At 71.0% G+C, this 22,580-nt stretch carries 24 protein-coding genes; 11 read left to right on the plus strand and 13 right to left on the minus strand.

Features of this window, described 5'->3' with window-relative positions:
• Positions 1-110: 110 nt before the first annotated feature.
• Together DV701_RS18460 and DV701_RS18465 are read right to left on the minus strand one after the other, a co-directional pair.
• Complete coding sequence (locus DV701_RS18460) at positions 111-1,628, minus strand: IS110 family RNA-guided transposase (RefSeq protein WP_267874148.1); 1,518 nt, start codon at positions 1,626-1,628, stop codon at positions 111-113.
• Between the two features lie 15 nt (positions 1,629-1,643).
• Entirely contained in the window at positions 1,644-1,850 is a 207-nt protein-coding gene (locus DV701_RS18465; protein WP_202863504.1) for a hypothetical protein, read from the minus strand.
• A gap of 649 nt (positions 1,851-2,499) precedes the next feature.
• Here DV701_RS18465 and DV701_RS18265 point away from each other — a divergent pair.
• Together DV701_RS18265 and DV701_RS11110 are read left to right on the plus strand one after the other, a co-directional pair.
• Positions 2,500-2,643, plus strand: a complete 144-nt coding sequence (locus DV701_RS18265) for a hypothetical protein (RefSeq protein ID WP_162802980.1) — start codon at positions 2,500-2,502, stop codon at positions 2,641-2,643.
• A gap of 311 nt (positions 2,644-2,954) precedes the next feature.
• On the plus strand, positions 2,955-3,380 hold the full coding sequence (locus DV701_RS11110; RefSeq protein WP_202863505.1) for a transposase: 426 nt from the start codon (positions 2,955-2,957) through the stop codon (positions 3,378-3,380).
• A gap of 80 nt (positions 3,381-3,460) precedes the next feature.
• Here DV701_RS11110 and DV701_RS11115 read toward each other — a convergent pair whose 3' ends face one another.
• The 3 genes from DV701_RS11115 to DV701_RS11125 form a co-directional block, all read right to left on the minus strand.
• A complete protein-coding gene (locus tag DV701_RS11115) occupies positions 3,461-3,838 on the minus strand; it encodes a VOC family protein (protein ID WP_114928364.1) in 378 nt (125 codons plus the stop codon).
• Positions 3,835-4,458: a hypothetical protein gene (locus DV701_RS11120; RefSeq protein WP_202863506.1), complete on the minus strand. Its 624-nt coding sequence runs from the start codon at positions 4,456-4,458 to the stop codon at positions 3,835-3,837. Before DV701_RS11120 ends, DV701_RS11115 begins: the two co-directional genes overlap by 4 nt.
• Before the next feature lie 325 nt (positions 4,459-4,783).
• Positions 4,784-4,999, minus strand: a complete 216-nt coding sequence (locus DV701_RS11125; RefSeq protein WP_407669311.1) for a DUF6855 family protein — start codon at positions 4,997-4,999, stop codon at positions 4,784-4,786.
• 315 nt (positions 5,000-5,314) lie between these two features.
• On the opposite strand from DV701_RS11125, the gene DV701_RS11130 reads away from it, so the two are divergent.
• Positions 5,315-5,665, plus strand: coding sequence for a VOC family protein (locus tag DV701_RS11130; RefSeq protein WP_114928365.1), 351 nt, complete (start codon positions 5,315-5,317; stop codon positions 5,663-5,665).
• Between the two features lie 184 nt (positions 5,666-5,849).
• Here the strand turns inward: DV701_RS11130 and DV701_RS11135 are convergent, their stop codons facing one another.
• From DV701_RS11135 to DV701_RS11150, 4 genes are read right to left on the minus strand one after another with little or no spacing between them, the layout of a single operon-like run.
• On the minus strand, positions 5,850-7,385 hold the full coding sequence (locus tag DV701_RS11135) for an acyl-CoA mutase large subunit family protein (RefSeq protein WP_114928366.1): 1,536 nt from the start codon (positions 7,383-7,385) through the stop codon (positions 5,850-5,852).
• Complete coding sequence (locus DV701_RS11140; protein WP_114928367.1) at positions 7,382-8,923, minus strand: class I adenylate-forming enzyme family protein; 1,542 nt, start codon at positions 8,921-8,923, stop codon at positions 7,382-7,384. The genes DV701_RS11135 and DV701_RS11140 overlap by 4 nt, the downstream gene beginning before the upstream one ends.
• A 4-nt stretch (positions 8,924-8,927) precedes the next feature.
• A complete protein-coding gene (locus tag DV701_RS11145) occupies positions 8,928-11,000 on the minus strand; it encodes an acetate--CoA ligase family protein (protein WP_114931038.1) in 2,073 nt (690 codons plus the stop codon).
• Complete coding sequence (locus DV701_RS11150) at positions 10,997-13,354, minus strand: bifunctional salicylyl-CoA 5-hydroxylase/oxidoreductase (RefSeq protein WP_114928368.1); 2,358 nt, start codon at positions 13,352-13,354, stop codon at positions 10,997-10,999. The genes DV701_RS11145 and DV701_RS11150 overlap by 4 nt, the downstream gene beginning before the upstream one ends.
• Before the next feature lie 88 nt (positions 13,355-13,442).
• Between DV701_RS11150 and DV701_RS11155 the strand changes: the two genes are divergently transcribed.
• The 5 genes from DV701_RS11155 (at position 13,443) to DV701_RS11175 (ending at position 16,983) form a co-directional block, all read left to right on the plus strand.
• On the plus strand, positions 13,443-14,213 hold the full coding sequence (locus DV701_RS11155; RefSeq protein ID WP_114928369.1) for an SDR family NAD(P)-dependent oxidoreductase: 771 nt from the start codon (positions 13,443-13,445) through the stop codon (positions 14,211-14,213).
• 116 nt (positions 14,214-14,329) lie between these two features.
• Positions 14,330-15,040 carry a hypothetical protein gene (locus tag DV701_RS11160; RefSeq protein ID WP_114928370.1) on the plus strand — a complete coding sequence of 237 codons (711 nt, stop codon included), beginning with the start codon at positions 14,330-14,332 and terminating at the stop codon, positions 15,038-15,040.
• A complete protein-coding gene (locus DV701_RS11165; protein WP_114928371.1) occupies positions 15,037-15,525 on the plus strand; it encodes a trypsin-like serine protease in 489 nt (162 codons plus the stop codon). Before DV701_RS11160 ends, DV701_RS11165 begins: the two co-directional genes overlap by 4 nt.
• Positions 15,522-15,968 carry a hypothetical protein gene (locus DV701_RS11170; protein WP_162802981.1) on the plus strand — a complete coding sequence of 149 codons (447 nt, stop codon included), beginning with the start codon at positions 15,522-15,524 and terminating at the stop codon, positions 15,966-15,968. The genes DV701_RS11165 and DV701_RS11170 overlap by 4 nt, the downstream gene beginning before the upstream one ends.
• Before the next feature lie 226 nt (positions 15,969-16,194).
• Positions 16,195-16,983: a DsbA family oxidoreductase gene (locus DV701_RS11175; protein WP_114928373.1), complete on the plus strand. Its 789-nt coding sequence runs from the start codon at positions 16,195-16,197 to the stop codon at positions 16,981-16,983.
• A gap of 130 nt (positions 16,984-17,113) precedes the next feature.
• On the opposite strand, the gene DV701_RS11180 is transcribed toward DV701_RS11175, so the two are convergent.
• Both DV701_RS11180 and DV701_RS11185 read right to left on the minus strand, forming a co-directional pair.
• Positions 17,114-17,512 carry an acyl-CoA thioesterase gene (locus DV701_RS11180; RefSeq protein ID WP_202863507.1) on the minus strand — a complete coding sequence of 133 codons (399 nt, stop codon included), beginning with the start codon at positions 17,510-17,512 and terminating at the stop codon, positions 17,114-17,116.
• An 11-nt stretch (positions 17,513-17,523) separates the two neighbouring features.
• Positions 17,524-19,209, minus strand: a complete 1,686-nt coding sequence (locus DV701_RS11185) for an AMP-binding protein (protein WP_114928375.1) — start codon at positions 19,207-19,209, stop codon at positions 17,524-17,526.
• Between the two features lie 67 nt (positions 19,210-19,276).
• On the opposite strand from DV701_RS11185, the gene DV701_RS11190 reads away from it, so the two are divergent.
• Complete coding sequence (locus DV701_RS11190) at positions 19,277-20,146, plus strand: PaaX family transcriptional regulator (protein ID WP_228254988.1); 870 nt, start codon at positions 19,277-19,279, stop codon at positions 20,144-20,146.
• Positions 20,147-20,249: 103 nt separating this feature from the next.
• Here the strand turns inward: DV701_RS11190 and DV701_RS11195 are convergent, their stop codons facing one another.
• Together DV701_RS11195 and DV701_RS11200 are read right to left on the minus strand one after the other, a co-directional pair.
• Positions 20,250-21,353, minus strand: a complete 1,104-nt coding sequence (locus DV701_RS11195) for a YihY/virulence factor BrkB family protein (protein ID WP_114928377.1) — start codon at positions 21,351-21,353, stop codon at positions 20,250-20,252.
• Positions 21,354-21,500: 147 nt separating this feature from the next.
• Positions 21,501-22,007, minus strand: coding sequence for a site-specific integrase (locus DV701_RS11200; RefSeq protein WP_202863508.1), 507 nt, complete (start codon positions 22,005-22,007; stop codon positions 21,501-21,503).
• Between the two features lie 79 nt (positions 22,008-22,086).
• Between DV701_RS11200 and DV701_RS11205 the strand changes: the two genes are divergently transcribed.
• Together DV701_RS11205 and DV701_RS11210 are read left to right on the plus strand one after the other, a co-directional pair.
• Complete coding sequence (locus tag DV701_RS11205; protein WP_114928378.1) at positions 22,087-22,323, plus strand: BrnT family toxin; 237 nt, start codon at positions 22,087-22,089, stop codon at positions 22,321-22,323.
• A 13-nt stretch (positions 22,324-22,336) separates the two neighbouring features.
• Positions 22,337-22,579, plus strand: coding sequence for a hypothetical protein (locus tag DV701_RS11210; RefSeq protein WP_114931042.1), 243 nt, complete (start codon positions 22,337-22,339; stop codon positions 22,577-22,579).
• Position 22,580 lies beyond the last annotated feature (1 nt).

Genomic DNA, 22,580 nt, shown 5'->3' on the forward strand with positions numbered 1-22,580 from the left:
ACTGTACCTGCCGCCAGGGCTGGGCTACGGCTCGGTGTACACCCGCGTCACCGCCGCGAGAAGACCTGGAGGGTTGCGGTCCCACCGGATGGAGCCAGCTCTGCGTGGCTTCAGGGATTCCGGTTAGCCCTTGCCGGGAGGTGCTCGACGAGGACTCGCCCCGGCTTCCAGGTGATTCCGGCGACCGAGCGCAGCGGCGCGAACGGGTCGGCTGCCCGCTGCCAGGCCACCGCCAGGCTGGCCGAGATCTCCGTTGCCTCGTCCGGGCATGCCCGGGCGGCCAACCGGCGCAGCGCCTGCACGTCAGTGAGCTTGGCCGTGACGCTCCACGTGGCCGTCCCGTGATCGACGGAGTCGCCCCTGGCCTCGCTCTCCACCGACAGCATCCGCAGGGCGCCGGCCTCCAGCGCCCCCTCCAGTCCATGACTGGGCCAGATCAGCCAGGCAAGTGCATCGAAGACGTCATCGCCGGGCGCGGTATCCGGTGCCTCACCCTCGGCGTCGTCGAGGCCGAGGTCTCCGCCCGAGGCGGCGATCACGACACCCTCGTCCGCCCGCGCCGCGGCCTGCAGGGCTGCAGGATCAGTGATGGTGATCTCCGCGGTGGCGGTCAGTTCCCACAGACCCGTGAATAACCCGGGCCAGGGCGTGCGCGGGAGCGCGTCGGGCGGAGCCCGACACGTCGTTCCGGTATACTGGTTGCGGCGGGCCAACCAGTCCGCACCGACGTCAAGGTAGGGCTCGTCGTTCTTGAGCATGTGGTAGGCGCACACCAGAATCGAGTGCGCGACCGCGACCTGAGCCCGACCCGCCCCGCGGCGCTTGGTCAGGCGGGCGTGCTGGGCCGCGAGATAGTTCTTGCCCTTCATCCGTCCCACCGAGCCAGCGGACTCGACCAGCATCGCGCATAGCCACTTGTTGCCATGCCGGGTACCGGAGGGTCGAGTGCGGCCCGCTGACTGGTACACCGAGGGTGCCAGCCCTGCCCAGGAGGCCAGGTGCGCCGCGGAAGGAAAGCGCGACATATCGGCTCCGGTCTCAGCCACGATCACCTGGGCGACGCGTTCACCGACAGAAGGGATCGTCTGCAACAGCTCGATCTGGTGAGCCCACGGCGCGCAGGCGACCGTGATCGCCTCGTCGGCCTCGACCAGGTCCTGCTCGACCATGTCCAGCCGGTTCAGGATGGAGCGGGCCAGCTGGGCGTGGTGGGCGTCGAAGTGCCCCTCCAACGCCTGGGCCAGGTCGGGGATCTTGCGGCGCATCTTGCCCTTGGCCAGCTCGGCCAGCACCAGCGGGTCCCGTTCCCCGGCGATCATCGCCGCCAGCATCGCCCGGGCCGAGACCGTGGTCAGCGTGGACGCGACCGATGACAGCTTGATGGAGGCGTCCTCCAGCATCATTTCCAGGCGGATGCACTCCCGGGTCCGGTCGCCCATCAGCTGCACCCGGTAGCGGGTCAGCATCCGCAGCGAGCGGATCCCCGGCGGCGGCACGAACGAGGGCGCCAGCAATCCGTGCTCCAGCAGCTGGGCGATCCACTCCGCGTCCCGCACGTCGGTCTTGCGACCCGGCACCGCCTTCATGTGCGCGGCGTTGAGCAACCACACCTCCATCACCTCCTCCAGGCAGTAGAACGGCTTTCAGTACGTCGAGGTCGACTCCATCGCCGCGATCGTGACCCCGCACTCGGTCAGCCAGTCCCGCATCACCCGCAACGACCCGGTCGTCGTCTTGAACGTGCGCGTCTCCGCGTGCCGGCCACGCCGGGCTCCCGGGGTGCGCACGCACACCGTCACCGAGTCCTTGCCGACGTCCAACCCGGCCACCCGCTCGAAGAGCACTTGCATCTGTCCCAGCTCCCTTCCCAGTCATCGGCCGCGACCATCGCGACCCGACGCCGTCCGGAAGACCCTCTGCCAGGACACAGACCCGCGTGCTCGTAGCAACAATCCAGCGACACCCGAGGACCTCGCGTCATACACCTCTACGGGCTCACCCGCACCAGTGTGTGTCGACGTCGCCGGACGACACCCCCATTCTCAGCGACCGGCACAGGGACCGCAGGTCCCAAGTCCGTTACACCTCTCGGGTCCTCCCGCGGTGCCCTCGTTCGGCAGGAAGTTGCGTCTCGCGATCGGGCAGCTCAAAGAGCCCAGGCTGGTCGGGATCCATGGCGACCCACCCTATGCCCGTCATCCCACTGGTTTGATGTCTGGCGGGCACGGTCGCGCGGGCGCGTCATAGCGTGCTCATCGCCGGAGGCGATGCTTGTGCGCTTCGACGTAGCGTCGAAGTCGTTCAGAGCCTCGTCGCGCTAGCCGCGGGCACCGCTGAGGCCCCAGTCCAGGTCGCCGCAGGAGGCGACCACGTCCACCACGACCACCTCAAGGACGGTGCCGCCGTTCCAGCCGTCCTCGATGAGCCGCACGGCTCGCGGCGGTCTCGTTCCTGGCCCGGTACTCCGGGGCCACGCATAACGCATGCCCTGTCAACACGATGATGCACGCCGTCCGGGGCTACTTCCGGTTCGCGCACATCGACGGCACCATCCCGGCCGACCCGGCCGTGTACGCCCGGCTCCCGAGAGTCCAGCGGGACAAGTCCCGCACCCAGGGCCGGGCCTGGACCGGCTGGAGCTGATCCGCTTCCTTCAGGTCGCCCAGACCATCGTCCACCACGGCGCACTGGCCTACCTGCTCGGGATCAAATCACTGCGCGTCTCCGAGGCCGCAGCCGTGCGCCTCGAGGACTACACCGACGTCCTGCGGGGCCACCCGGTGCTGCACCTGCTCGGCAAGGGCAACAGGCCGCGCCACGATGCCGCTAATGGTCCCAGTCTTGCGGGTCCTCGAAGTCCGCCGCAGGGGAGCGCACCACAGGCCCGCTGATCCTGCGCTCGCTCTCTGTGCTATGGCACGCCGCCATCACTAACGCCCTGGACGCAGGTCATCGTGGCCGAGACCGGCGCGGACATGTCCCGCTTCCCTTCCGCCGCGCACCTGGCCTCCTGGGTCGGGATCGCCCCCGGCGTGTACGAGTCCGCGGGCAAGACCCGTCCGGCCGGCACCCGGCACGGCAACAAGTGGCTCTGCGCGATGCTCGTCGAGGCCGCCGGATCGGTGGCGCGAGGGCACGGGAAGAACTACCTCGCCGCGCAGCACACCCGCCTGGCCAAACGCCGCGGCCGGGGCAGAAGCCAGGTCGCGGTCGCGCACTCGTTCCTGGTGTCGGCCTACCACATGCTCATCAACGACGAGCCCTACCGCGACCTCGGCGCTCACTGGGTGTCGCGCCGGACCCAGGAAGCCCACACCCGCCGCCTCGCCGCACAGCTGGAACGGCTCGGTCATATGGTCGTCATCGACCCAGCCGCCTGACCCTCCGGTCCGGAACGACGTGCCGGTCTCCGCCCGCGCCCTCACGGGCACGCCTCGGCCGGGTTATTCACGGGTCTGTGTCAGTGCACCCCGAAGCAGAGCGGGTGGCCTGCTGGGCTGGCGTAGACAGCAAACATCTCGTTGCCATCGGGGTTGTCGGCTGGTCTCTTCGCTGCCTGCAGTTGGCGACCTCCGAGAGCGACCGCAAGCCGACCGGCCTGCGCCAAGTCCTCCACGTGCAGGTCCAGGTGCACCTGTTGCTGTTGTTGGCCGCTGGGCCATTCCGGGGCCGCGTGGTTGGGGGCGAGCTGCACACCCATCACCCACTCGCCGTTGACCACGATGCTGTGCCAGTCCTCGTCGCGGTGCACCTCACCACCCAGGAGGCCCGCCCAAAATCTGCTCTCGGCCTCGATATCGCTGGCGTCGAACACGATCACCCGCCTGATGACCTTCACGTCGGCTCCTGTTCTCGCACCAACGATGCAACGTACGAAATGTACGACTGACTGCGGAGTGCTGGCATCCACCAGATGCGCCAACGATGCACTGCTCGGGCCGCGGGGGACGCTGACCGCGAACGCAAGGCTATGCCGCTGAGCCAGAATCGACGTATGAAGCGACTGATCAAGGCGGTGCCGCTGTGTTCCGCGACGAGGATGGCCGCCAGTGCCCAGCTGATGAGGAGGCCAACGGTGAGCGCTGGCGGCAGGTACCAGAAGACGAGGAACCCAGCAACCGCCGTCAGTGGCAGCGCGCAGATCAACGACCACGCCACTGGTTTCGGCAGGACCCCGTGACGCAGTGCCGAGACACCGCAGGCCTCGGTCCCTCCGATGGCCAGGAGCAGCGCCGCCAGGTCGATCAACCAGCCGTAGCTCGGAGTGCTGTACTCCAAGCCGATGGCCGCCGTCGCCACGAGAAGGCCGATGCGGGTGCCCCAACGCGCGAGCGTCCATGGCACCAAGCTGGTGACCGACCACACGAAGGGAAGCGCTGCTGCGAGAGAGAGGAAGAAAGGTCCGCGCCACCACCACACCGGCTGTCCGCCGGCCACGAGGGGGAGGGTCTCTGCCATCCATCGGCCTACGGTCGACGCTCCGGGAGGCATCTCGTGGAAGGCACCCCCGGCGCTCAGTTCCCACTGGACGGCCATCGCGGCACCGAGCACGGTGGCCCACACGGGGGCCACCACGGCGAGGGCGCGCTTCCACACAGGAACTCGCATACCCCATTCTGCGGCAGAGGTCGGCGACAATGCCCCGGCCATGTAGGAGTGACGCAACTACTGAGCCCCACGCTGCCAGCGAAGCCCCCGACGAACGCGCGCATCCGCCGCCGGGCGGACGTCCCAGTAGGAAGGCTGACTCCCGCGGCACATGGCGGCAGCGCGGCATTCGGGTTCAGCGGGCGCAGATCTGGTTGTTGCGGGCCTGGTGAGTTAGTTCTGCGAGGTCGAGCGCCTCGAGGAGCGGCGGAAGGTACATGCCGAATCTGCGGCGGTATCCCTTGCGCAGTCGGTACCAGCCCCCGACCGGGTTGTCCGGGGAACGGCCCCAGGCCTCCACGGTGCCAGGGGCAGGGTCCTTCTTCTCGTCGGCAGCACCTTCCTCAGCCATGAGTACCTCTTAGTGGAGTCCACCAAAGTGGTGCACGACGATCCCCGGTGAGCGTGTCCTACCAGCCGGTCAAAGCGACCGCCTCGTCCAGCATCCGGCGCCGATCCCTCTTAGACGACCTCACGTACGCCCTTGGCGTATCGCGTCGTGATCTGCGTACGGCGACCTCACCGACAACACACCGTCCATGTCCTAGGGTGCACCCGTCGACACGATTTCGCGAGCAGTCCCTCGTTGAGGCACCGGACCACGTACTCTGGGCATTGGTGTCATCGGGGTGTTGCGGAGGTGGGGGCGGCCTGCGAACCTCGACGCATGAGAGTCGTGCGCATCATTCCCGACCTGCCCGTCGACAGCATCGCCGCGGCGGATGAGTTCTACGGCGGCTTCCTCGGCCTGGAGCGCCAAGAAATGGGCCTTGACTGGGTAGCGCGTTACCTCGCGCCTTCGGGGGCAAGCTTGCAGATCCTCACGCACGATGCGTCAGCTGCGGACGTCCCCGCTGTCTCCATCGCGGTCGATGACGTGGACGAGGCCTACGAGGAAGCACTCCGCCGCGGCTACGAAGTCGTGCACCCGCTGACGACCGAGCCGTGGGGGGTTCGACGCTTCTTCGTGCGAACGCCTGATGGGCAGGTTCTGAACATCTTGCGTCACCACCAGTAGGCATCCGCTCCTGCCGCGGATCGCTCGTTCGTGGGTGCGGCCAGCTGCACGAGGGCGTCGAGCGGCACGCCGCATCACCGGGTGCCAGGTCCCGTCCTGCGTCGACCGGGCGGCGGGCCAACCGTGTCGCCGGTCGGTGTGGGGAGGCGCTGCTCCGCGGAGCAGCGCCAGCCCCGCGTCCGGGTCAGAACTCCGCGCTCGGCTGCCAGCTGCCGAACTCCTCCTTGAGCACCGCCACGACCTCGCCGAGCGTCGCGTAGGCCTTGACCGCCTCGATCGTCGCCGGCATTACCGAGCGCCCGGCCTGCACGTCGGTCCGCAACCGCTCCAGAGCAGCCTCCACCGCCGCCTGGTCCCGCGTCTGACGCAGCCTCCGCACCGAGGCCGCCTGGGACTCCTCGGTCGCGGGGTCGATCGCAAAGACTTCCAGCGGCTCGGTCGGGGCCGGGAAGCGGTTGACCCCGACGACGGTCTTCTCCCCCGACTCCACCCGCTGGGCCAGCCGGTAGGCCGCCTCGGAAAGGTCGCGCGCGAACCGGCCCGACCCGATCGCCTCCAGCGCGCCGCCGCACTCCTCGATGTCGTCCATCAGGGCCCAGATGGACGCCTCGAGCTCGTCGGTGAGCTGCTCCACGGCATACGAGCCGGCGAGCGGGTCGAGGGTGGTGGTGAGCCCGGTCTCGAAGGCGACCACCTGTTGGGTGCGCAGGGCCAGCGTCGCCGCGGCCTCGGTCGGCACGCCGAGCGCCTCGTCGTAGGCCGACACGTGCAGCGTCTGCACGCCCGCGAGCGCGGCGACGGTCGCCTCGACGGAGGCGCGCACCACGTTGTTCATCGGCTGCTGCGCGGTCAGGGTCGAGCCGGCGGTGAAGGCGAAGATCCGCAGCTGCTCGCTGCGCGGGTCCTTCGCGCCGTAGCGCTCCCGCATCAGCCGCGCCCACACCCGTCGGGCCGCGCGGAACTTCGCGACCTCGGGCAGCACGTCGGTGGTGATCGCCAGGAAGGTGAACAGCGTCGGCGCCACCTGGTCGACGTCCACCCCGCGGCGCACGCACTCGTCCAGGTAGGCCCGCGCGTTGGCGAACGTGAAGGCGATCTCCTGCGTGGCCGAGGCCCCGGACTCGCGGATGTGGTAGCCGCTCATGGCGAGCGGCACCCAGCTCGGGGTCTCGCGGGCGACGTGCTCGATGCAGTCGACGGCCAGCCGCAGCGAGGGCTGCGGCGGGAAGATCTGCGTGCCGCGGGCGATGAACTCCTTGAGCACGTCGTTCTGGATGAACATCCCGAACTCGTCCGGGTGGACGCCGCGCTTCTCGGCCAGCGCGACGAAGAGCGCCGCCCACAGGTAGCCGATCGAGTTGGCGGTCGTGCGCACCTGGGACAGCTCCTCCAGCGGGATGCCGTCCATGAGCACCTCGATGTCGGCCAGGCTGTCGATGGCCACGCCGACCCGGCCCACCTCGCCGGCCGCCCGCGGGTCGTCGGAGTCGATGCCCATCTGGCTGGGCAGGTCCATCGCGACGGAGAAGCCGGTGACGCCGGCGTCGAGCAGCGCCCGGAAGCGCGCGTTGGACTCCTTGGCGGTGCCGAAGCCGGCGTACTGCCCCATGATCCAGACCTTCGGCTCGTCGCTGACGCCGCGGGTGTAGGGGTACTCGCCGGGCCGCTCGGCGCCCTCGGGGGCGTAGTCGACCTGGAGGTGCGGGTCGTCCCAGCTCACCTCATACCCTCCTCGAGCTGTGCGCGGAGCACCTTCTTGGCGATCTTGCCGGTCGAGTTGAGCGGGAACTCCTGCACGACCCGGACCTCCTTGGGCTTCTTGTATGACGCGAGCCGGCTCGCGCAGTGCTCGCGCACCGCCTCCTCGGTCACCCCCGCACCGGACCGGGGCGTGACGAAGGCGACGACGCGCTGGCCCCAGTCGCAGTCCGCGACGCCGACGACCGCGACCTGCGCCACGTCCGGCACCTCGGCGATGACCTCCTCGACCTCGCGGGGATAGATGTTGTAGCCGCCACTGATGATCATGTCGCCCTTGCGGTCGATGAGCCACAGGTGTCCGCTCCCGGACAGCCGGCCCAGGTCGCCGGTGTGCAGCCAGCCGTCGACGACCGCCTTGGACAGGTCGGTGCGCTCGGCGGCGTTGTAGTAGCCGGCCATGACGTGGTCGCCACGGGTGATGACCTCGCCGACCTCGCCCGGCGGGAGGCGGCGGCCGTCCTCGTCGACGACGGCGAGCTCGACGCCGAGCGCGGGGCGGCCGGCGCTGGTGAGCAGCTCGGGGTCGGAGGTGAGGCCGCGCTCGTGGTCGGGGGCGTCGAGGACGGTGACGGGCGGGATGGCCTCGACGAGGCCGTAGTACTGGACGAGGTGGGGCGTGAGCTCGTCGTGCGCGCGGCGCATCTGCTCCGGCGGCATCGGCGCGCCGGCGTAGCCGAGCATCTTCAGCCCCGCCAGGTCCTCCCGCGTGGCGCCGTGGGACAGCAGGCGCGCGACCATCGTCGGCACCAGCGCGGTGTGGGTGGCGCCGCGCTCGAGGACGGCCTCGAGGAAGGTCTGCGGGTCCCAGGTCGGCAGCACGATCTGCCGGGCGCCGGCGACGAGGAAGGGCAGCACGAACAGGCCGGACGTGTGCGTGACCGGGCCCGCGTGGACGTAGCAGTCGGCGTCGGGGTCCGGCGGCCCGCCGAGCACGTCCTGGGTCATGTTGACGATGGAGGCGAACCAGTTGCGGTGCGTGCGCTGCGCGCCCTTGGGGTGCCCGGTCGTCCCCGAGGAGTAGTGCAGCCCGCACAGGTCGTCGGGCGCGCGCACCGGGAGCCGGCCGGCGGTGGCGCCGGCGACGAGCTGCTCCAGGGAGGTCTCGGGCCCGTCGCCGACCACGACGACGTGCGGCACCTGCTCGCGCACCGCGGCGACGTCGTCGGCGAACCGCTCGTGGTAGATCAGCCCGCGCGCGGCGGAGTCGGTGGCGATCCGCTCCCAGTCGCTCGGGTGCAGCCGGTGGTTGAGGGCGACCCGCACCAGGCCGGCGGCGCGGATCGCCAGGTCGGTCTCCAGGTAGGTCGTGCTGTTGCTCTGCAGGTCCAGCACCCGGTCCCCGGGCTCCAGACCGAGGGCGAGCAGCCCGCCGGCGATCGCGGTGACGCGGTCGGCCAGCTGCGCGAAGGTGCGCCGGTCGCCGGGTTCTGTGCCCTCGACGGCCACCCGGTCGCCGAAGCGGTGGCCGGCGCGGGTGAGCAGCGTGCCGATGTCCATCTGGTCAGTCTCCCGCTTCGTCCGCCGTGGCGAGGGCCGCGTCGAGGATCCGCACGCCGTCGCCCTGCGCGAGGACGGTGACGGGGTTGAGGTCGAGCTCGGCGCCCGGCGGCAGGGTGGCGGCGACGCCGGCGACCGCCAGGACCGTGTCGACGAGCGCGGCACGGTCGGCGGGGCCCTGGCCTCGGACACCGGCGAGCAGCCGGCCCAGGCGGGTCTCGTCGAGCATCTCCTCGACGTCCTGCCGGTCGACGGGCAGCAGCCGGAGCGCGACGTCGGCGACGACCTCGGTGAGCACGCCCCCGACGCCGACGGTGAGCACCCGGCCCAGCGGGCTGTCGGTGGAGCCGACGAGGGCCTCGAGGCCGCCGGGCACCAGCTCCTCGACGAGCACCTCCCCGCCCATCGCGGCGAGCCGGTCGAAGACCTCGGGCGCCTGCTCGGCGGTGACGTCGAGGACGACGCCTCCGGCGTCGGACTTGTGCAGCAGCCCGGGCACGACGGCCTTGAGCACGGCGCGACCGCCGGCCTCGGCCACGGCGGTGACGGCGTCGTCCCGGTCGGCCGCGACCCGGCCCACGGGGACGGGCAGGCCGAGACGGGCGAGGGTCGCCTTGAGCTCGTCCTCCCCCATGTCCGCGGTCAGGTGCGCGTCGACCGCGGGCGGCGCCGGACGCTCGCGCACGTCCGGCCGGGCCATCTGGCTGAGCGCGGCGAGCGCCCGGACGGCGCGCTCGGGCGTGGTGTAGACCGGCAGGCCGGCGGCGCGCATGGTCGCGGCGGCCTGCGGGGCGAGGTGGTCGGCACCGGTGCGCACGACGACGACGGGCACCCCGGTGGCCTCGCGCACCCGGGCCAGCGCGGCGACGACGTCGTCGACGTCCTTGCCCGTCAGCACGCAGAAGCAGGCGACGACGGCGTCGACGCCGGGGTCACCGGCGATCGTGGTCAGCGCCCGGTCGAAGAGTGCGGGGTTGCTCATCACCGAGGCGGTGACGTCGACCGGGTTGCCGGTCGCGCCGTAGGCCGGGACGATCTCCTCCAGCGCGGCGGTCGTCGCCGCGGACAGCGCGGCGAGCTCCAGCCGGTCGCCGTGCGTCTCGATCGCGTCGGCGGTGAGGATGCCCGACCCGCCGGAGGTGGTGACGACCGCGACCCGGCGCACCCGCCGCCCGCGCACCGACGGGACCAGGCCCATGACGTCACCGACGTCGAGCAGCTCCTCGACGTCGTCGACCCGCACGACACCGGCCCGGCGCAGCGCGACGTCGACGACCGTGTCCCCTGCCGCGAGCGCACCGGTGTGCGAGGCGGCGGCGCGGGCACCGGCGTCCGAGCGCCCCGCCTTGAGCAGGGCGACCGGGACCCCGGAGGCGACCACCCGGGCGAGGGCGTGCACGTCGGTGAGCGACTCGGCATACCCGAGCAGGCCGGTGCAGCCCTCCTCCCCGGCGACGGCCGCCATGACCTCGGCCGCGGAGAGGTCGGCCTCGTTGCCGGTGTTGACCACCCAGCCCAGGCCGAGGCCGCGCTCGAAGGCGAGCGAGACCGCGCCATAGCCGAGCGCACCGCTCTGGCTGACGAACCCCAGCCCGCCGGGGACGAGCTCGGTGCGCTCGCCGGAGAAGAGCGGGGAGAACGAGCTGACCTGCCCGGTCGCGGTGCCGACCGTGCCGATGCAGTTGGGCCCGAGGACCCGCACGCCGAGCTCGCCGGCGACGGTGACCAGCTCGTCCTGCAGGAGCGCGCCGCCCTCGCCGGTCTCGGCGAAGCCGCTGGAGCAGACGACGACGACCGGCACGCCGGCGGCGGCGCAGTCGCGCACGGCGGCGGTCACCTTGTCGGCGGCGACCATGATCATGGCCAGGTCGACCGGACCCTGTCGCGACGCCTCCGCGACCGAGGGGTAGGACGTGAGCCCGCAGACGGGCGCACCGTCCGGGCGCACCGGGTAGATCCCGCCGGCGTAGCCGTAGCGCTGGAGGAACTGGACCGGCAGCCGCCCGACGGCGCCGGGGCGGTCGCTGGCGCCGACGACCGCGACGCCGCGGGCGTCCCAGAGGGGGCGGAGCGTCACGTGCCCGGCCTCCACCTGGCGTGCCGGGTGCCCTGCTCGCCCTCACGGACCAGCTGCAGGCGCGGCCTGGGCCCGTCGGTGCGGCCGGTCTGCGGCTTGCGGCGACCCGCGCGCCACGGCGTGGGCCAGACCGCGCCGGGGCCGTCGTAGTCCTGCTCGACCGCGGCGTGCAGCGTCCAGCTCGGGTTGTAGAGGTGGGCGCGGCCGACGGCGCACAGGTCGGCACGGCCGGCGAGGACGATGGAGTTGACGTCGTCCCAGGAGGAGATGATCCCGACCGCGATCGTGGGGATGCCCACCCGGTTGCGGATCGCGTCGGCGAAGGGCGTCTGGTAGCTGCGGCCGAAGGCGGGCCGCTCGTCGGGCGTGACCTGCCCGGAGGAGACGTCGATCGCGGCGGCGCCGGCGTCCTTGAAGGCCTGGGCGACCTGGACCGCGTCCTCGACGTCGATGCCGCCGTCGACCCAGTCGGTGGCCGAGATGCGCACGGTCATCGGCCGCTCGGCCGGCCAGGCCTCGCGCATCGCGGAGAAGACCTCGAGCGGGTAGCGCAGCCGGGCCCGCAGGTCGCCGCCGTACTCGTCGGTGCGCTGGTTGGTGACCGGCGACACGAACGAGCTCAGCAGGTAGCCGTGCGCCACGTGCAGCTCGAGCAGGTCGAAGCCGGCCTCGGCACCGCGGCGGGCCGCCTCGACGTGCTCGGCCTTGATTCCCTCCAGGTCCTCGCGGGTCAGCTCGCGCGGCACCTGGTTGACCCCGTGCTGGTAGGGCAGCGGCGAGGGCCCGACGACCTCCCAGTTGCCGTCGTCCAGGGGCTGGTCGATGCCCTCCCACATGAGCTTGGTCGAGCCCTTGCGGCCGGAGTGCCCGACCTGCAGGCCGATCTTGGCCTCCGACAGCTCGTGCACGGTGCCGACGATCCGGCGCCAGGCGTCGGTCTGCTCGTCGCTCCAGATGCCGGTGCAGCCGGGGGTGATCCGGCCGGTCGGGGACACGCAGACCATCTCGGTCATCACCAGGCCGGCGCCGCCCATCGCCTTGCCGCCGAGGTGGACGAGGTGGAACTCGGTGGGCATGCCGTCGCCGGGCGAGGAGTACATGTCCATCGGGGAGACGACGACGCGGTTGTGCAGCTCGAGCCCGCCGAGCCGGAAGGGCTGGAACATCGGCGGCGCGTCGGGGCGGCCGCCGGGCGTCGCCCGCGCGAACCAGTGGTCGATCCGCTTGACGAACTCGGGGTCGCGCACCTTGAGGTTGTCGTGGGTGACGCGCCGGCTGCGGGTCATGATGTTGAAGGCGAACTGCTCGGTGTCCTGGTCGGTGTACTGCCCGAGGTTCTCGAACCACTCCAGGCTCGCCTGGGCGGCGCGCTGCGTGGACTCCACGACCGGTCGCCGCTCGGTCTCGTATGCCGTCAGCGCCGCGTCCGCGTCGGGCTGCTCGTGCAGGCACGCGGCGAGCGCGAGCGCGTCCTCCATCGCCAGCTTGGTGCCCGAGCCGATGGAGAAGTGCGCGGTGTGCGCGGCGTCGCCGAGGATGACGACGTTGCCGCGCCGCCAGGACTCGTTGCGCACGGTGGTGAAGGAGATCCACCGCGAGTTGTTGGCCATGACGTCCTCGCCCTCGAAGATGTCGGCGCACAGCTCGCGGATCCGCGCGATCGACTCCTCGTCCGACTCCCCCGGGACCCACGCCCGGTCCTCGCCGGCGTCGAAACCGGCGGCACGCCATACGTCCTCGTGCATCTCCAGGATGAAGGTGGAGCCGGTCGCGTCGTAGGGGTAGCCGTGCACCTGCATGACGCCCCACGGAGTGGAGAGGATGTAGAACTTGAACGCCTCGAAGACCTTGCTGGTCGCCAGCCACATGTACTTGCACTTCCGCACGTCGAGGGTGGTGCGGAAGGTGTCCTGGTAGCGGCGACGGACCGCCGAGTTGAGGCCGTCGGCGGCCAGCACGAGGTCGTGGGTGGCGGAGAGCTCCTCGACGTCGGGGCCCTCGGTGCGGAAGTGCAGGGTGACACCGAGCTCGCGGCAGCGGGCCTGGAGGATCTCGAGCAGCCGCCTGCGCGACATCGCGGCGAAGCCGTGCCCGCCGGAGGTGAGGACCTGCCCGTCGACGTGGACGTCGATGTCGTCCCAGCGGGCGAACTCGCGCTGCATCGCCTCGAAGACCGCCCTGTCGGCGTGCTCGATGCCGCCGAGGGTCTCGTCGGAGAAGACCACGCCGAAGCCGAAGGTGTCGTCGGGGGCGTTGCGCTCCCAGACCGTGATCTCGTGCGAGGGGTCGAGGGCCTTGGTCAGCGCCGCGAAGTAGAGCCCGCCGGGGCCGCCCCCGATGATCGCGATGCGCATCCACCGACTCCTTCGCCGTTGTCGTTGCCAGCACCCGCACACTATGTTGAGTTCTCGACGGTCGTCAACAACACGGAATGAGGCTGCGATGACGGGCGAGGGCAGGTTCACCGGGAAGGTCGCCGTGGTCACCGGTGGCGCCGGCGGGATCGGGCGGGCGGTCTGCGAGGGCTTCGCCGCGCAGGGGGCCTCCGTCGCGGTGCTCGACGTGCGCGGGGTGCAGGAGGCCGCGGCCGCCCTCTCGGAGGGGTATGGGGTGTCCGCCCGGGGCTGGGAGGTGGACGTCAGCGACCGGGACGCCGTGGCGGCGGTCATGGACGCGGTGGTCGGCGGGCTGGGCGGCCTGGACGTGCTCGTCACCCTGGCCGGCGGGTCGCTGGGCACCCCGAAGATCCTCGAGGAGATCGAGCCGGAGCACGTGGACCTCGTCGTCGACGTCAACGTCAAGGGGACGTTCTACTGCGCGCAGGCGGCGCTGGCCCGGATGCCCGACGACGGCGCGGTCGTCACGGTGTCCTCGATCGGCGGCCGGCAGCCCTCGCCGGTGACGGGCGTGCCCTACGCGGCGTCCAAGGCTGCCGTGCTCGGCATGACCCGGCGGCTGGCGCGCGAGGTCGGCGGCCGGGGCCAGCGGGTCAACGCGGTCGCGCCGGGGCTCTTCCTCACCGGCAGGCTGCAGCAGATGTACGACGAGATGCCGGCGAGCGAGCGCGACGAGGTGCTCGACGCCATACCCCTGGGCCGGTTTCCCGAGCTGCGCGAGATCGTCGACCCGGTCCTCTTCCTCGCCGGTCCCGAGTCCTCCTACATCACCGGCGTGGTGCTGGACGTCAACGGCGGGCGCTTCATGCCGCTGTGACCGGGCGCGTCCTCCCCCGCCCCGACACCACATCGTGACCTTCAGATGCCTGCCGCTGGATCCACGTTCCTGGTAGCCTGAGGCATCTGCAGTGGGGCAGCGAAAGGATGGGGGCAATGAGGATCCGGTGGATTTCTGGGCTCGGTCTTCTCTTGAGCTTTGCGCTTTCGGGAGTCGTGGCAGCGAATGCAGGGACAGCGGCGACGGTCTCGAGTGTCGACACGATGTTCGTCGGCGGGACTGGAGCCGTGGAGCTGACCGAGGCTGAGCTGTTCGACATCGGCGTGGTGGCGAAGGACAAGGGCATCAGCATGGACCAGGCTGTAGCCGAGCTTGCTGGGCAGAACGAGTTCGCCAGTCTCACGACCGAAATTTCGGAGCAGTTCCCCGACCAGTTCGCCTACGCCCGCTGGGACAAGGGCGTAGGCGAGGTAGGCATGAAGGGCGCCCTGCCCGCGGGTGCGGCCGAGGTCGCGAACCAGTCACCGGCTCGCGTCAAGGTTGTGCAGGGTATCGGCTGGGCCGAGAAGGACGTCAAGGCGGCCGGGGAGGCGCTGCACTATGCGGTACGGGACGCTACCGGTGGGGCTGAGGTCCACACCGACATCGACGCGGAGACAGGTACGGTGTCGGTCACCTTCGACGGGGCGCCTGGGGCGACCACCAGGACGGCAAGTCAGGTCGTTGCAACGCCAGAGGTCGCCAAGGCAGCATCCCGCATCCCGGCCGGCGTCACGGTCGCCATCACCAAGGGTACGGTCGGCGGTGGCTCCGACACGGTCTACGGGGTGGGCACCTGGGCAGCTGCACGGCCGGCTTCTCGGTGAAGAACGCCTACTACTCCCATGGTCTCCTGACTGCGGAGCACTGTTCCAACAGCCAGACCTACGCTGGTCGCGACATTCTCTACTTCCGGGGGGTCCTGGCCAAGCAGTACGGGGATGTGCAGTGGCACAGCTCGAGCGAGGCCGCTTCGGCGTCGTTCTACTACACCAGCGGTCAGCGCCGGACCATCACCGCGACCGTCAACGCCGTGAAGGGCCAGTCGCTGTGCAAGTACGGCAAGACGACGAGCAACACCTGCGACGACGTCTACAGGACCGGCCAGTGCCGCGGTGACTACTGCAACCTGATCATGATGAAGAACCGCAAGGCTGACAGCGGCGACAGCGGAGGCCCAGTTTTCTGGGGCCACCACGGCTACGGCGTCCACTCCGGCTACAAGACGTACCTGCTGAAGAACCGAGACATGTACACTCCGATCCGCTCTACGGCCACCCAGCTTGGCCTCACAGTGAAGCTCACATCATGATCTCCCCCGAATTCGGTCGGAGTGTGCGGGCCGGGGCGCTGACGGCGACCGTGCTGATGCTCTCGGCGTGCGGCGGGTCGGGCGCCGTGGACGTCCAGGAGCACCAGGGCGCGATCGCACTCGTGGCCAAGGACTCCGAACAAGGCTCCGACGCCGAGATCGGAGGAGTGCTCGGGCTCGGTCCCGGAGGCTGCCTGGGTCTGCTCACAGAGGGCTCTGACGCGCCGGTCCCGCTCGTGTGGCCGGCAGGCAGCAAGCTGTCCGAGGACGGCACCAGCGTGACCGTGCCGGGGCTTGGCGAGGTCCGCCCGGGGCAGACCGTCACCGGCGGGGGCGGTGAGGACTCCAACGTCGAGGCAGACCGCTACAGCGACGTCCCCGAGGCATGCCTGGAGCAGGGGCGGCTTGTCGTGGCCGCCAGCATCCGGTCTGTGACGGGCTGACGGGCGCCCGACAGTTCCAGGGCAGCTCGGGACCAGCTGAACTGAACTCCAGGCAGTGAGCTGCGCGAGATCGTCGACCCGCCCTCCCCCGCCCCACCCGACCTGTGCACCTCCTGCGGACTTGTGCGACCGCTATAGCCCGCGCACATGTCCGAAGGGGGTGCACAGGTGCGCAGGGGGCCGAGCCGGGTTTCCGTCGCGGGCCGCCGGCGCGTACGGTCGGGGTGTGCGCATCGACGTCTGGTCCGACATCCTCTGCCCCTTCTGCCACCTCGGGCGGCGCAACCTGCAGCTCGCCCTGGAGCAGTTCGAGCACGCCGACGAGGTGTCGGTGATCTGGCACAGCTTCCAGCTCGACCCGGAGGCGCCCGAGCGCGTCGAGGGCAGCAACGTCGAGCGGATCGCGCAGAAGTACGGCATCTCCGTCGAGGACGCGACCGCCTCCCAGGAGCAGCTCGCCGCCGACGCCGCCGCCGCCGGGCTGGACTACCAGTGGCAGAAGTCGGTCGGCGGCAACTCCTACGACGCCCACCGGCTGATCCACTTCGCCCGCTTCCAGGGCGTGGAGGAGCAGGTCACCGAGCGGATCATGCGGGCCTGGTACTCCGAGGGCGCCTCGATCGGCGAGAAGCAGGTCCTGCTCGACCTGGCCGTCGAGGCCGGCCTGGACACCGAGGAGGTGCGCGGCGTGCTCGAGAGCGACTCCTTCGGCCACGAGGTCCGCAGCGACCTGGCCGTCGCCACGCAGATCGGGATCAGCTCGGTGCCGACCTTCGTGCTCGACCAGAAGTTCGGCGTCCCCGGCGCGCAGCCCGTCGACGTCATGCTCAACGCGATCCGCTACGCCTGGGAGGACCAGGGCAACACCGCCGGGGGCGGAGGCTGCGGGTGCGGCGGCTGCGGGTGCGGCGGCGGCGCCGAGGAGAGCGCGCCCGAGGCCGCTGCGCAGAGCGCCCCCGAGCCCGAGCCGGCGGCCGCCGGTGGCTGCGGCTCCGGCGCGTGCGGCTGCGGCTGATCCCACGAGGGGACCAAGCCTTCGAGGGCTTCCCCGGCCTGCTCGCCGAGACAGGCAAGGTTCTGCACCACATGCGACGTGGACAACGTCGCATGTCGTGCAGGACGTTGTCTGAGAAGCCCGACCGCCGTCAGGCGGCGCCGGCCAGCAGCTCGCGCACCCGGTCCGGCCACGGCGTCGCCGGCGGCGGGCCCCCCTCGCCAGGCTCCTGCCCCGACCGGCTGCCGACGTTGACGCACACCATCCGCCCGCGCGCGGCAGGCCCGCGCGGGCCCTCCACCTCGAAGGCGTAGACCAGCGAGGACGTGCCGACGTTCTCCACCCACAGCGAGGTGAGGACCTCGTCACGGAACCAGAGCCGGTCGAGGTAGTCCACCTCATACCGCACCCGGGGGACGGCGCCGTAGAGCTCCGGGAGCCCCATCGCGGTGTGCAGCTCGTTCTCGGCGGCCTCGACCCACCGGATGACCGAGGAGTGGTGGTAGTGGCCGGCGGCGTCGGTGTCGCACCAGTCGACGACGCGGGTCACGGTGGCCCGCCTCACGAGACCTCCGCGGCGGCGTCCTGGCGCAGCACGAAGCGCTGCACCTTGCCGGTCGAGGTGCGCGGCAGGGCGTCGAGGAACTCGATCTGACGGGGGTACTTGTAGGGCGCGATCGCCCCCTTGACGTGGTCCTGCAGCGCCGTGCGCAGCGCCTGCTCGCCCTCCTCACCGCCCAGCTGGGGACGTCCACCGCGAGGCACGACGTAGGCCTTGACCACGTTGCCGCGCTCGGGGTCGGGGGCGGCGACGACCGCGCACTCCATCACCTCGGGGTGGGAGATGAGCGCCTCCTCGACCTCGGTGCCGGAGATGTTGTAGCCGGAGCTGACGATCATGTCGTCGGAGCGCGCCTGGTACCAGTAGTAGCCGTCCTCGTCGCGGATGAAGGTGTCGCCGGTGAGGTTCCACCCGTCCTGGACGTAGACGGTCTGGCGCTCGTCGGCGAGGTAGCGGCAGCCGGTCGGGCCCTTGACCGCCAGCCGGCCGGGGACACCGTCGGGGGCGTCCCTGCCGGCCTTGTCCACGATCTTGGCCTGGTAGCCGGGGACGGGGCGGCCGGTGGAACCGGGGCGGATGTCGTCGTCGGCGCAGCCGATGAAGATGTGCAGCATCTCGGTGGAACCGATGCCGTCGATGAGGCGCACGCCGGTCCGGTCGTAGATGTCCTGCCACGTCGACCTGGGCAGGTGCTCGCCGGCCGAGACCGCGCGCCGCAGGCCGCGCAGGGCCTCGGCCTTGCCCCTGGCGATCATCGCCTTGTATGCCGTGGGGGCCGTGAAGCAGACCGTGGCACCGTGCTCAGCGATGAGGTCGGCGAGCTGCTCGGGGGTGGCCTTCTCGACCAGCAGCGTGCTGGCGCCCACGCGCAGCGGGAAGACGACGAGGCCACCCAGGCCGAAGGTGAACGCGATCGGCGGGGTGCCGACGAAGACGTCGTCGGGCTCGGGCTTGAGCACGTAGCGGGAGAAGGTGTCGGCGTTGGCCAGGATGTCCCGGTGGAAGTGCATCGTCGCCTTGGGTCGGCCGGTGGTGCCGGAGGTGAAGGCGAGCATCGAGACGTCGTCCGCGGCGGTGTCGACGTCGTCGAAGGTGGTCGGCTTGTCCCGGGCGAGGGCCGTGATGTCGGGCAGTTCGCTCGCGCCGTCGAGCTCTTCGGCCGTGCCCCCGTAGGTGAGCGTCCGCAGCCCCGGGACCTGGGCGCGCAGGAGGTCCTCGGTGAAACGGTGGTCGCACAGCGCGATGTCGAACCTGCCGATCTCGGCGATGGAGGCCAGCTCGCCCGGACGCAGCATCGGCATCGTGGGCACGACCACGCCGCCGGCCTTCAGCACCGCGAACCAGACGGCGACCAGCCACGGGTTGTTGGGGCCGCGGAGCAGGACGCGGTTGCCGGGGACCAGGCCGAGGTCCTCGACGAGCACGTGCGCGACCTGGCTGGCGTGCTCGCGCAGCTCGCCGTAGGTCCACCGGGTGCCGTCCGGGGCGAGCACGCACGGGCGGTCCGCACCGCCCGGCATGCCGTCGATGACGTCGTCGAGGAGGGCCGTGGCGACGTTGAGCCGCTCGGGGTAGTGGACCTCCGGCACGTCGAAGACGAGGTCTGGCCACAGCTCGCGCGGAGGCAGGTTGTCGCGGCAGAAGGTGTCGACGTGCGCGCTCGGCGTGAGCTCGGTGTCCGGCATGCGTGGCAGACCTCTCGTCATGGCACCTTGGCGACGGCGCCCGGCTAGGTCAACGTATGTTTGATCCGTGACGACAGTCAAGAGCACGACATCACGGAGCGGGTCGGGTGCCCGCGGCGGGTCGGCCGCGGACTCCGGGCTGCGGGCGCTGATCGTGACGATCTACGGGCTCTACGCGCGCGAGGTCGGCGGCTGGCTGAGCGTCAGTTCACTGATCCGGCTGATGGCCGAGCTCGGCGTCGACGAGCAGGCGGTGCGCTCCTCGATCTCCCGGCTCAAGCGGCGCGGGATCCTGGAGTCCGAGCGGATCGACGGCCGGGCGGGCTACGCCCTGTCCGCGCACGCCCGCGAGATCCTGGCGGCCGGCGACCGGCGCATCTTCCGCCGTCGGCGCGGCACGCTCGACGAGGGATGGGTGCTGGCGGTCTTCAGCGTGCCGGAGTCCGAGCGCCGCCGGCGGCACACGCTGCGCTCCCGGTTGTCGTGGCTGGGCTTCGGGTCTGTCGGCCCCGGCGTATGGATCGCACCGGCGCACCTGTCCGCGGAGGCGCGCGACGTGCTCCTGCGCGAGGAGCTGGCGGAGTACGTCGACCTCTTCGAGGGCCGCTACCTCGGCTTCGCCACCGCGCCCGAGCAGGTCGCGCGGTGGTGGGACCTGGAGAGTCTCGACGCGCTCTACGCGCAGTTCTGCTCCGACCACGAGCCCGTGCTCGCGCGGTGGCGTGCCAGCCGTGGCAAGGACGAGACGGGTATGGCGTTCGCCGACTACGTGCGCGTCCTCACCGCGTGGCGGCGCCTGCCCTACCTCGACCCCGGCCTGGCCCCCGAGCTGCTCCCCCGCGACTGGTCCGGCAGCAGGGCCGCCGACCTGTTCTTCGCGCTCCGGCGCAGGCTCGAGGAGCCATCGCACCGGTTCGTGGAGGGCGTGCGGCAGTAGAGGGGGACGGGTCGGGTCAGCGCTCGAGAGCCACCGGGGCGGGTGCGCGCAAGCGGCAGGCACGGCGGACGGCGTCACAGTGGGCTGGGTGAGCTGTTGGGGGCTAGTCGCGCTGCCGGTCGAAGCGGGGGTGGTCCTGAGGGATGAGCGAACCGGTGACCTGGTGGTGGGGCCAGGCGAGGGTATGCGGTGCGCTGAGGGTCACGTAGTTCGGCTGCTCCTTCGCGTGCACCGTGTCGGGATGGACGGGTACGTGCGCGGCGGGCGGGTTGGCGATCCAGGCGGCGACGAAGAGCAGCCAGCGCAGGGCGAGGTTCAGCGTCAGCATGAGGGTCGCCACGGCGGCGAAGGTGGAGAAGAGCGGGCCGGCCGAGACGGCGCCCACGACAGAGGCGCCGCCCGCCCGGAGCAGGCCGAAGCCGACCGCGCCGAGCACCATACCCTGGCGCATGTCCGCCCAGGGGGCCCGGACCTTGCTGATGACGCGCACGACCAGCCACACCAGCATCCCATCCAGGACCGCGATGAGGAGCAGGGCGCCAGCAGCGAGCAGCCAGCCGGCGACCGAGCTGCGCAGCCCCAGCCAGACCATGAGGTGCTCGCCGAGCAGAGTCATCGCGGAGACAGCGGCCGAGGATGCGAAGAAGGTGAGGGCGAGGAGGAAGAAGCCCCACAGGTCGACGATCTTGCCTCGGACGAAGCGCAGCGGGGCCCCGCCGAGGCCGAACATCTGCCGCACCGTGCGACGCAGTCCCGTCATCATCGTGATGGCGGTCCACACGATGATCACTGTCGAGACTGCGGTCGTCCAGCCCCAGGTGCCGTCCCGCAGCAGGTGCCCGGCCGCGATCAGGCCGTCGTTGCTCCCGTCATCGATGATGCCCGGCACCACGGAGTTGACGATGTCGATGACGCCGGCGACCAGTTCCGGCCGGCCGCCCAGGAAAGCACGGGCGGTGTTGACGATGATGGTCAGCGCCGCCGTCAGCGATAGCAGCGCCGTGAACGTCACCCCGCCGGACCCGAGGTTGCCCCAGGCCACGACGTAGCGCAGCCCGGCGCGGACGAGGCGCGGCTGACGCCCCACGTCGAGCAGGTCGTACCACCAGTCCTGCAGGCGACCCGATCGGTGCGCCTCGCGGACCCGGTCGCGCGCCGCCGCGGCCCGCTCGCGGTGCCCGCGCGGATCCTGGGTGAGCGATGACATGGACCCCATCCTGCCGCGAGCCTCCGGGGTGGCGGAGGGCGCCGTCAGCGGGACGGCAGCCGGCGATCTTCTGCAGCGCCGAGATGTCCCTTGCTCCACCCCATTGCGTAATTCACTTTGGTCTGGAGGCCATCAAGGGCAAGCCGGTCACCGATGAGCAGATCCAGACCTGGGCCGACGAAGCCGAGGCGGGTTACGACGTGGAGACCCTGCGCAAACGCGGTTGATGTTGACGCTGGTGCGGCCGGCCTGCAGCATCGCTTCGAACTGCAGGTGGGACAGGCCCAAGGTGGGTGATTCGGGTGGCACGTGCGGGCGGCGGACGTGGTCGGCCGGGGAGGCGGTCAGGACACCGTCGATGACGGCTGTGCGGTAGAACCCGGCCACGACGGACAGCCGCCGGTAGATCGTGGACGGCTTGTACCGGCGGTTCTCCTGCACGTACAGCTCGACGTGCACCCGGTGGGCGGTCAGCGGGTCGACGTGACGTGCGGCGCACCAGGCCAGGAAGGCGCGCAGGTCTGACTCGGTGTGGGTGCGCGTCTGGCCGGTGTAGCGGGCCAGGTGGGCGGCGACGGCCTGGCGCAGCGCGGCATCTGCGGGGTCGCTGACACCCAGGGGGACGAGGGCAGTGGAGGGCTGGGTCGTGGTCATGAACCATCGTGCCGCCACGGCGTCACCCGGCCGTCAAGAACGGCTTGACGCTCACTCGTCGTCAAGGGATACTTGACGGGTGGAGGTCACGTCGTCGGCTCGCAAGCACGGGGTCGAGGACGCGGACGTCCAGCACGCCTGGAGGAACGCCATGCGCCTGGTCGAGTACGAGCACCTGGGTGAGGATCGCCTCCTGGTGATCGGCCCTGACCGTCACGGCCGGCTGCTGGAACTGGTCGCCGTGCCTGCTCAAGCACCGGTACGCATCATCCACGCCGACCGGCTACGACCGAGGTTCTACGACTACCTGAGATGAGGTGAAACAGCACATGAGCATCAAGACCCGCCCCGAGGAGACCGGCCTGGACGAGCTAGACTCAGGCACGAACCCCGCCCGCGACGCCGTCCACTTCCGCCGCATCCAGGCCGCCCGCGCCAACCTGACCGACGCTGAGGACGAACTGCGCGAAGCTGTCCAAGCCGCCCGCGACGCGGGTGACTCCTGGACCATCATCGGCGCTGCCCTGGGGATCACCCGGCAGGCGGCCCAGCAGCGGTTCGGGAGAAACTGAC

This window comes from Ornithinimicrobium avium (assembly GCF_003351765.1).
GTDB lineage: Bacteria > Actinomycetota > Actinomycetes > Actinomycetales > Dermatophilaceae > Ornithinicoccus > Ornithinicoccus avius.

Coding starts and splice junctions, on each gene's coding strand:
- DV701_RS18465 (WP_202863504.1), bottom strand. CDS start 1,850: ATGCAAGTGCTCTTCGAGCGGGTGGCCGGGTTGGACGTCGGCAAGGAC.
- DV701_RS18265 (WP_162802980.1), top strand. CDS start 2,500: ATGATGCACGCCGTCCGGGGCTACTTCCGGTTCGCGCACATCGACGGC.
- DV701_RS11120 (WP_202863506.1), bottom strand. CDS start 4,458: ATGGCAGAGACCCTCCCCCTCGTGGCCGGCGGACAGCCGGTGTGGTGG.
- DV701_RS11125 (WP_407669311.1), bottom strand. CDS start 4,999: ATGGCTGAGGAAGGTGCTGCCGACGAGAAGAAGGACCCTGCCCCTGGC.
- DV701_RS11130 (WP_114928365.1), top strand. CDS start 5,315: ATGAGAGTCGTGCGCATCATTCCCGACCTGCCCGTCGACAGCATCGCC.
- DV701_RS11140 (WP_114928367.1), bottom strand. CDS start 8,923: ATGGACATCGGCACGCTGCTCACCCGCGCCGGCCACCGCTTCGGCGAC.
- DV701_RS11150 (WP_114928368.1), bottom strand. CDS start 13,354: ATGCGCATCGCGATCATCGGGGGCGGCCCCGGCGGGCTCTACTTCGCG.
- DV701_RS11155 (WP_114928369.1), top strand. CDS start 13,443: ATGACGGGCGAGGGCAGGTTCACCGGGAAGGTCGCCGTGGTCACCGGT.
- DV701_RS11160 (WP_114928370.1), top strand. CDS start 14,330: ATGAGGATCCGGTGGATTTCTGGGCTCGGTCTTCTCTTGAGCTTTGCG.
- DV701_RS11170 (WP_162802981.1), top strand. CDS start 15,522: ATGATCTCCCCCGAATTCGGTCGGAGTGTGCGGGCCGGGGCGCTGACG.
- DV701_RS11185 (WP_114928375.1), bottom strand. CDS start 19,209: ATGCCGGACACCGAGCTCACGCCGAGCGCGCACGTCGACACCTTCTGC.
- DV701_RS11195 (WP_114928377.1), bottom strand. CDS start 21,353: ATGTCATCGCTCACCCAGGATCCGCGCGGGCACCGCGAGCGGGCCGCG.
- DV701_RS11200 (WP_202863508.1), bottom strand. CDS start 22,007: ATGACCACGACCCAGCCCTCCACTGCCCTCGTCCCCCTGGGTGTCAGC.
- DV701_RS11210 (WP_114931042.1), top strand. CDS start 22,337: ATGAGCATCAAGACCCGCCCCGAGGAGACCGGCCTGGACGAGCTAGAC.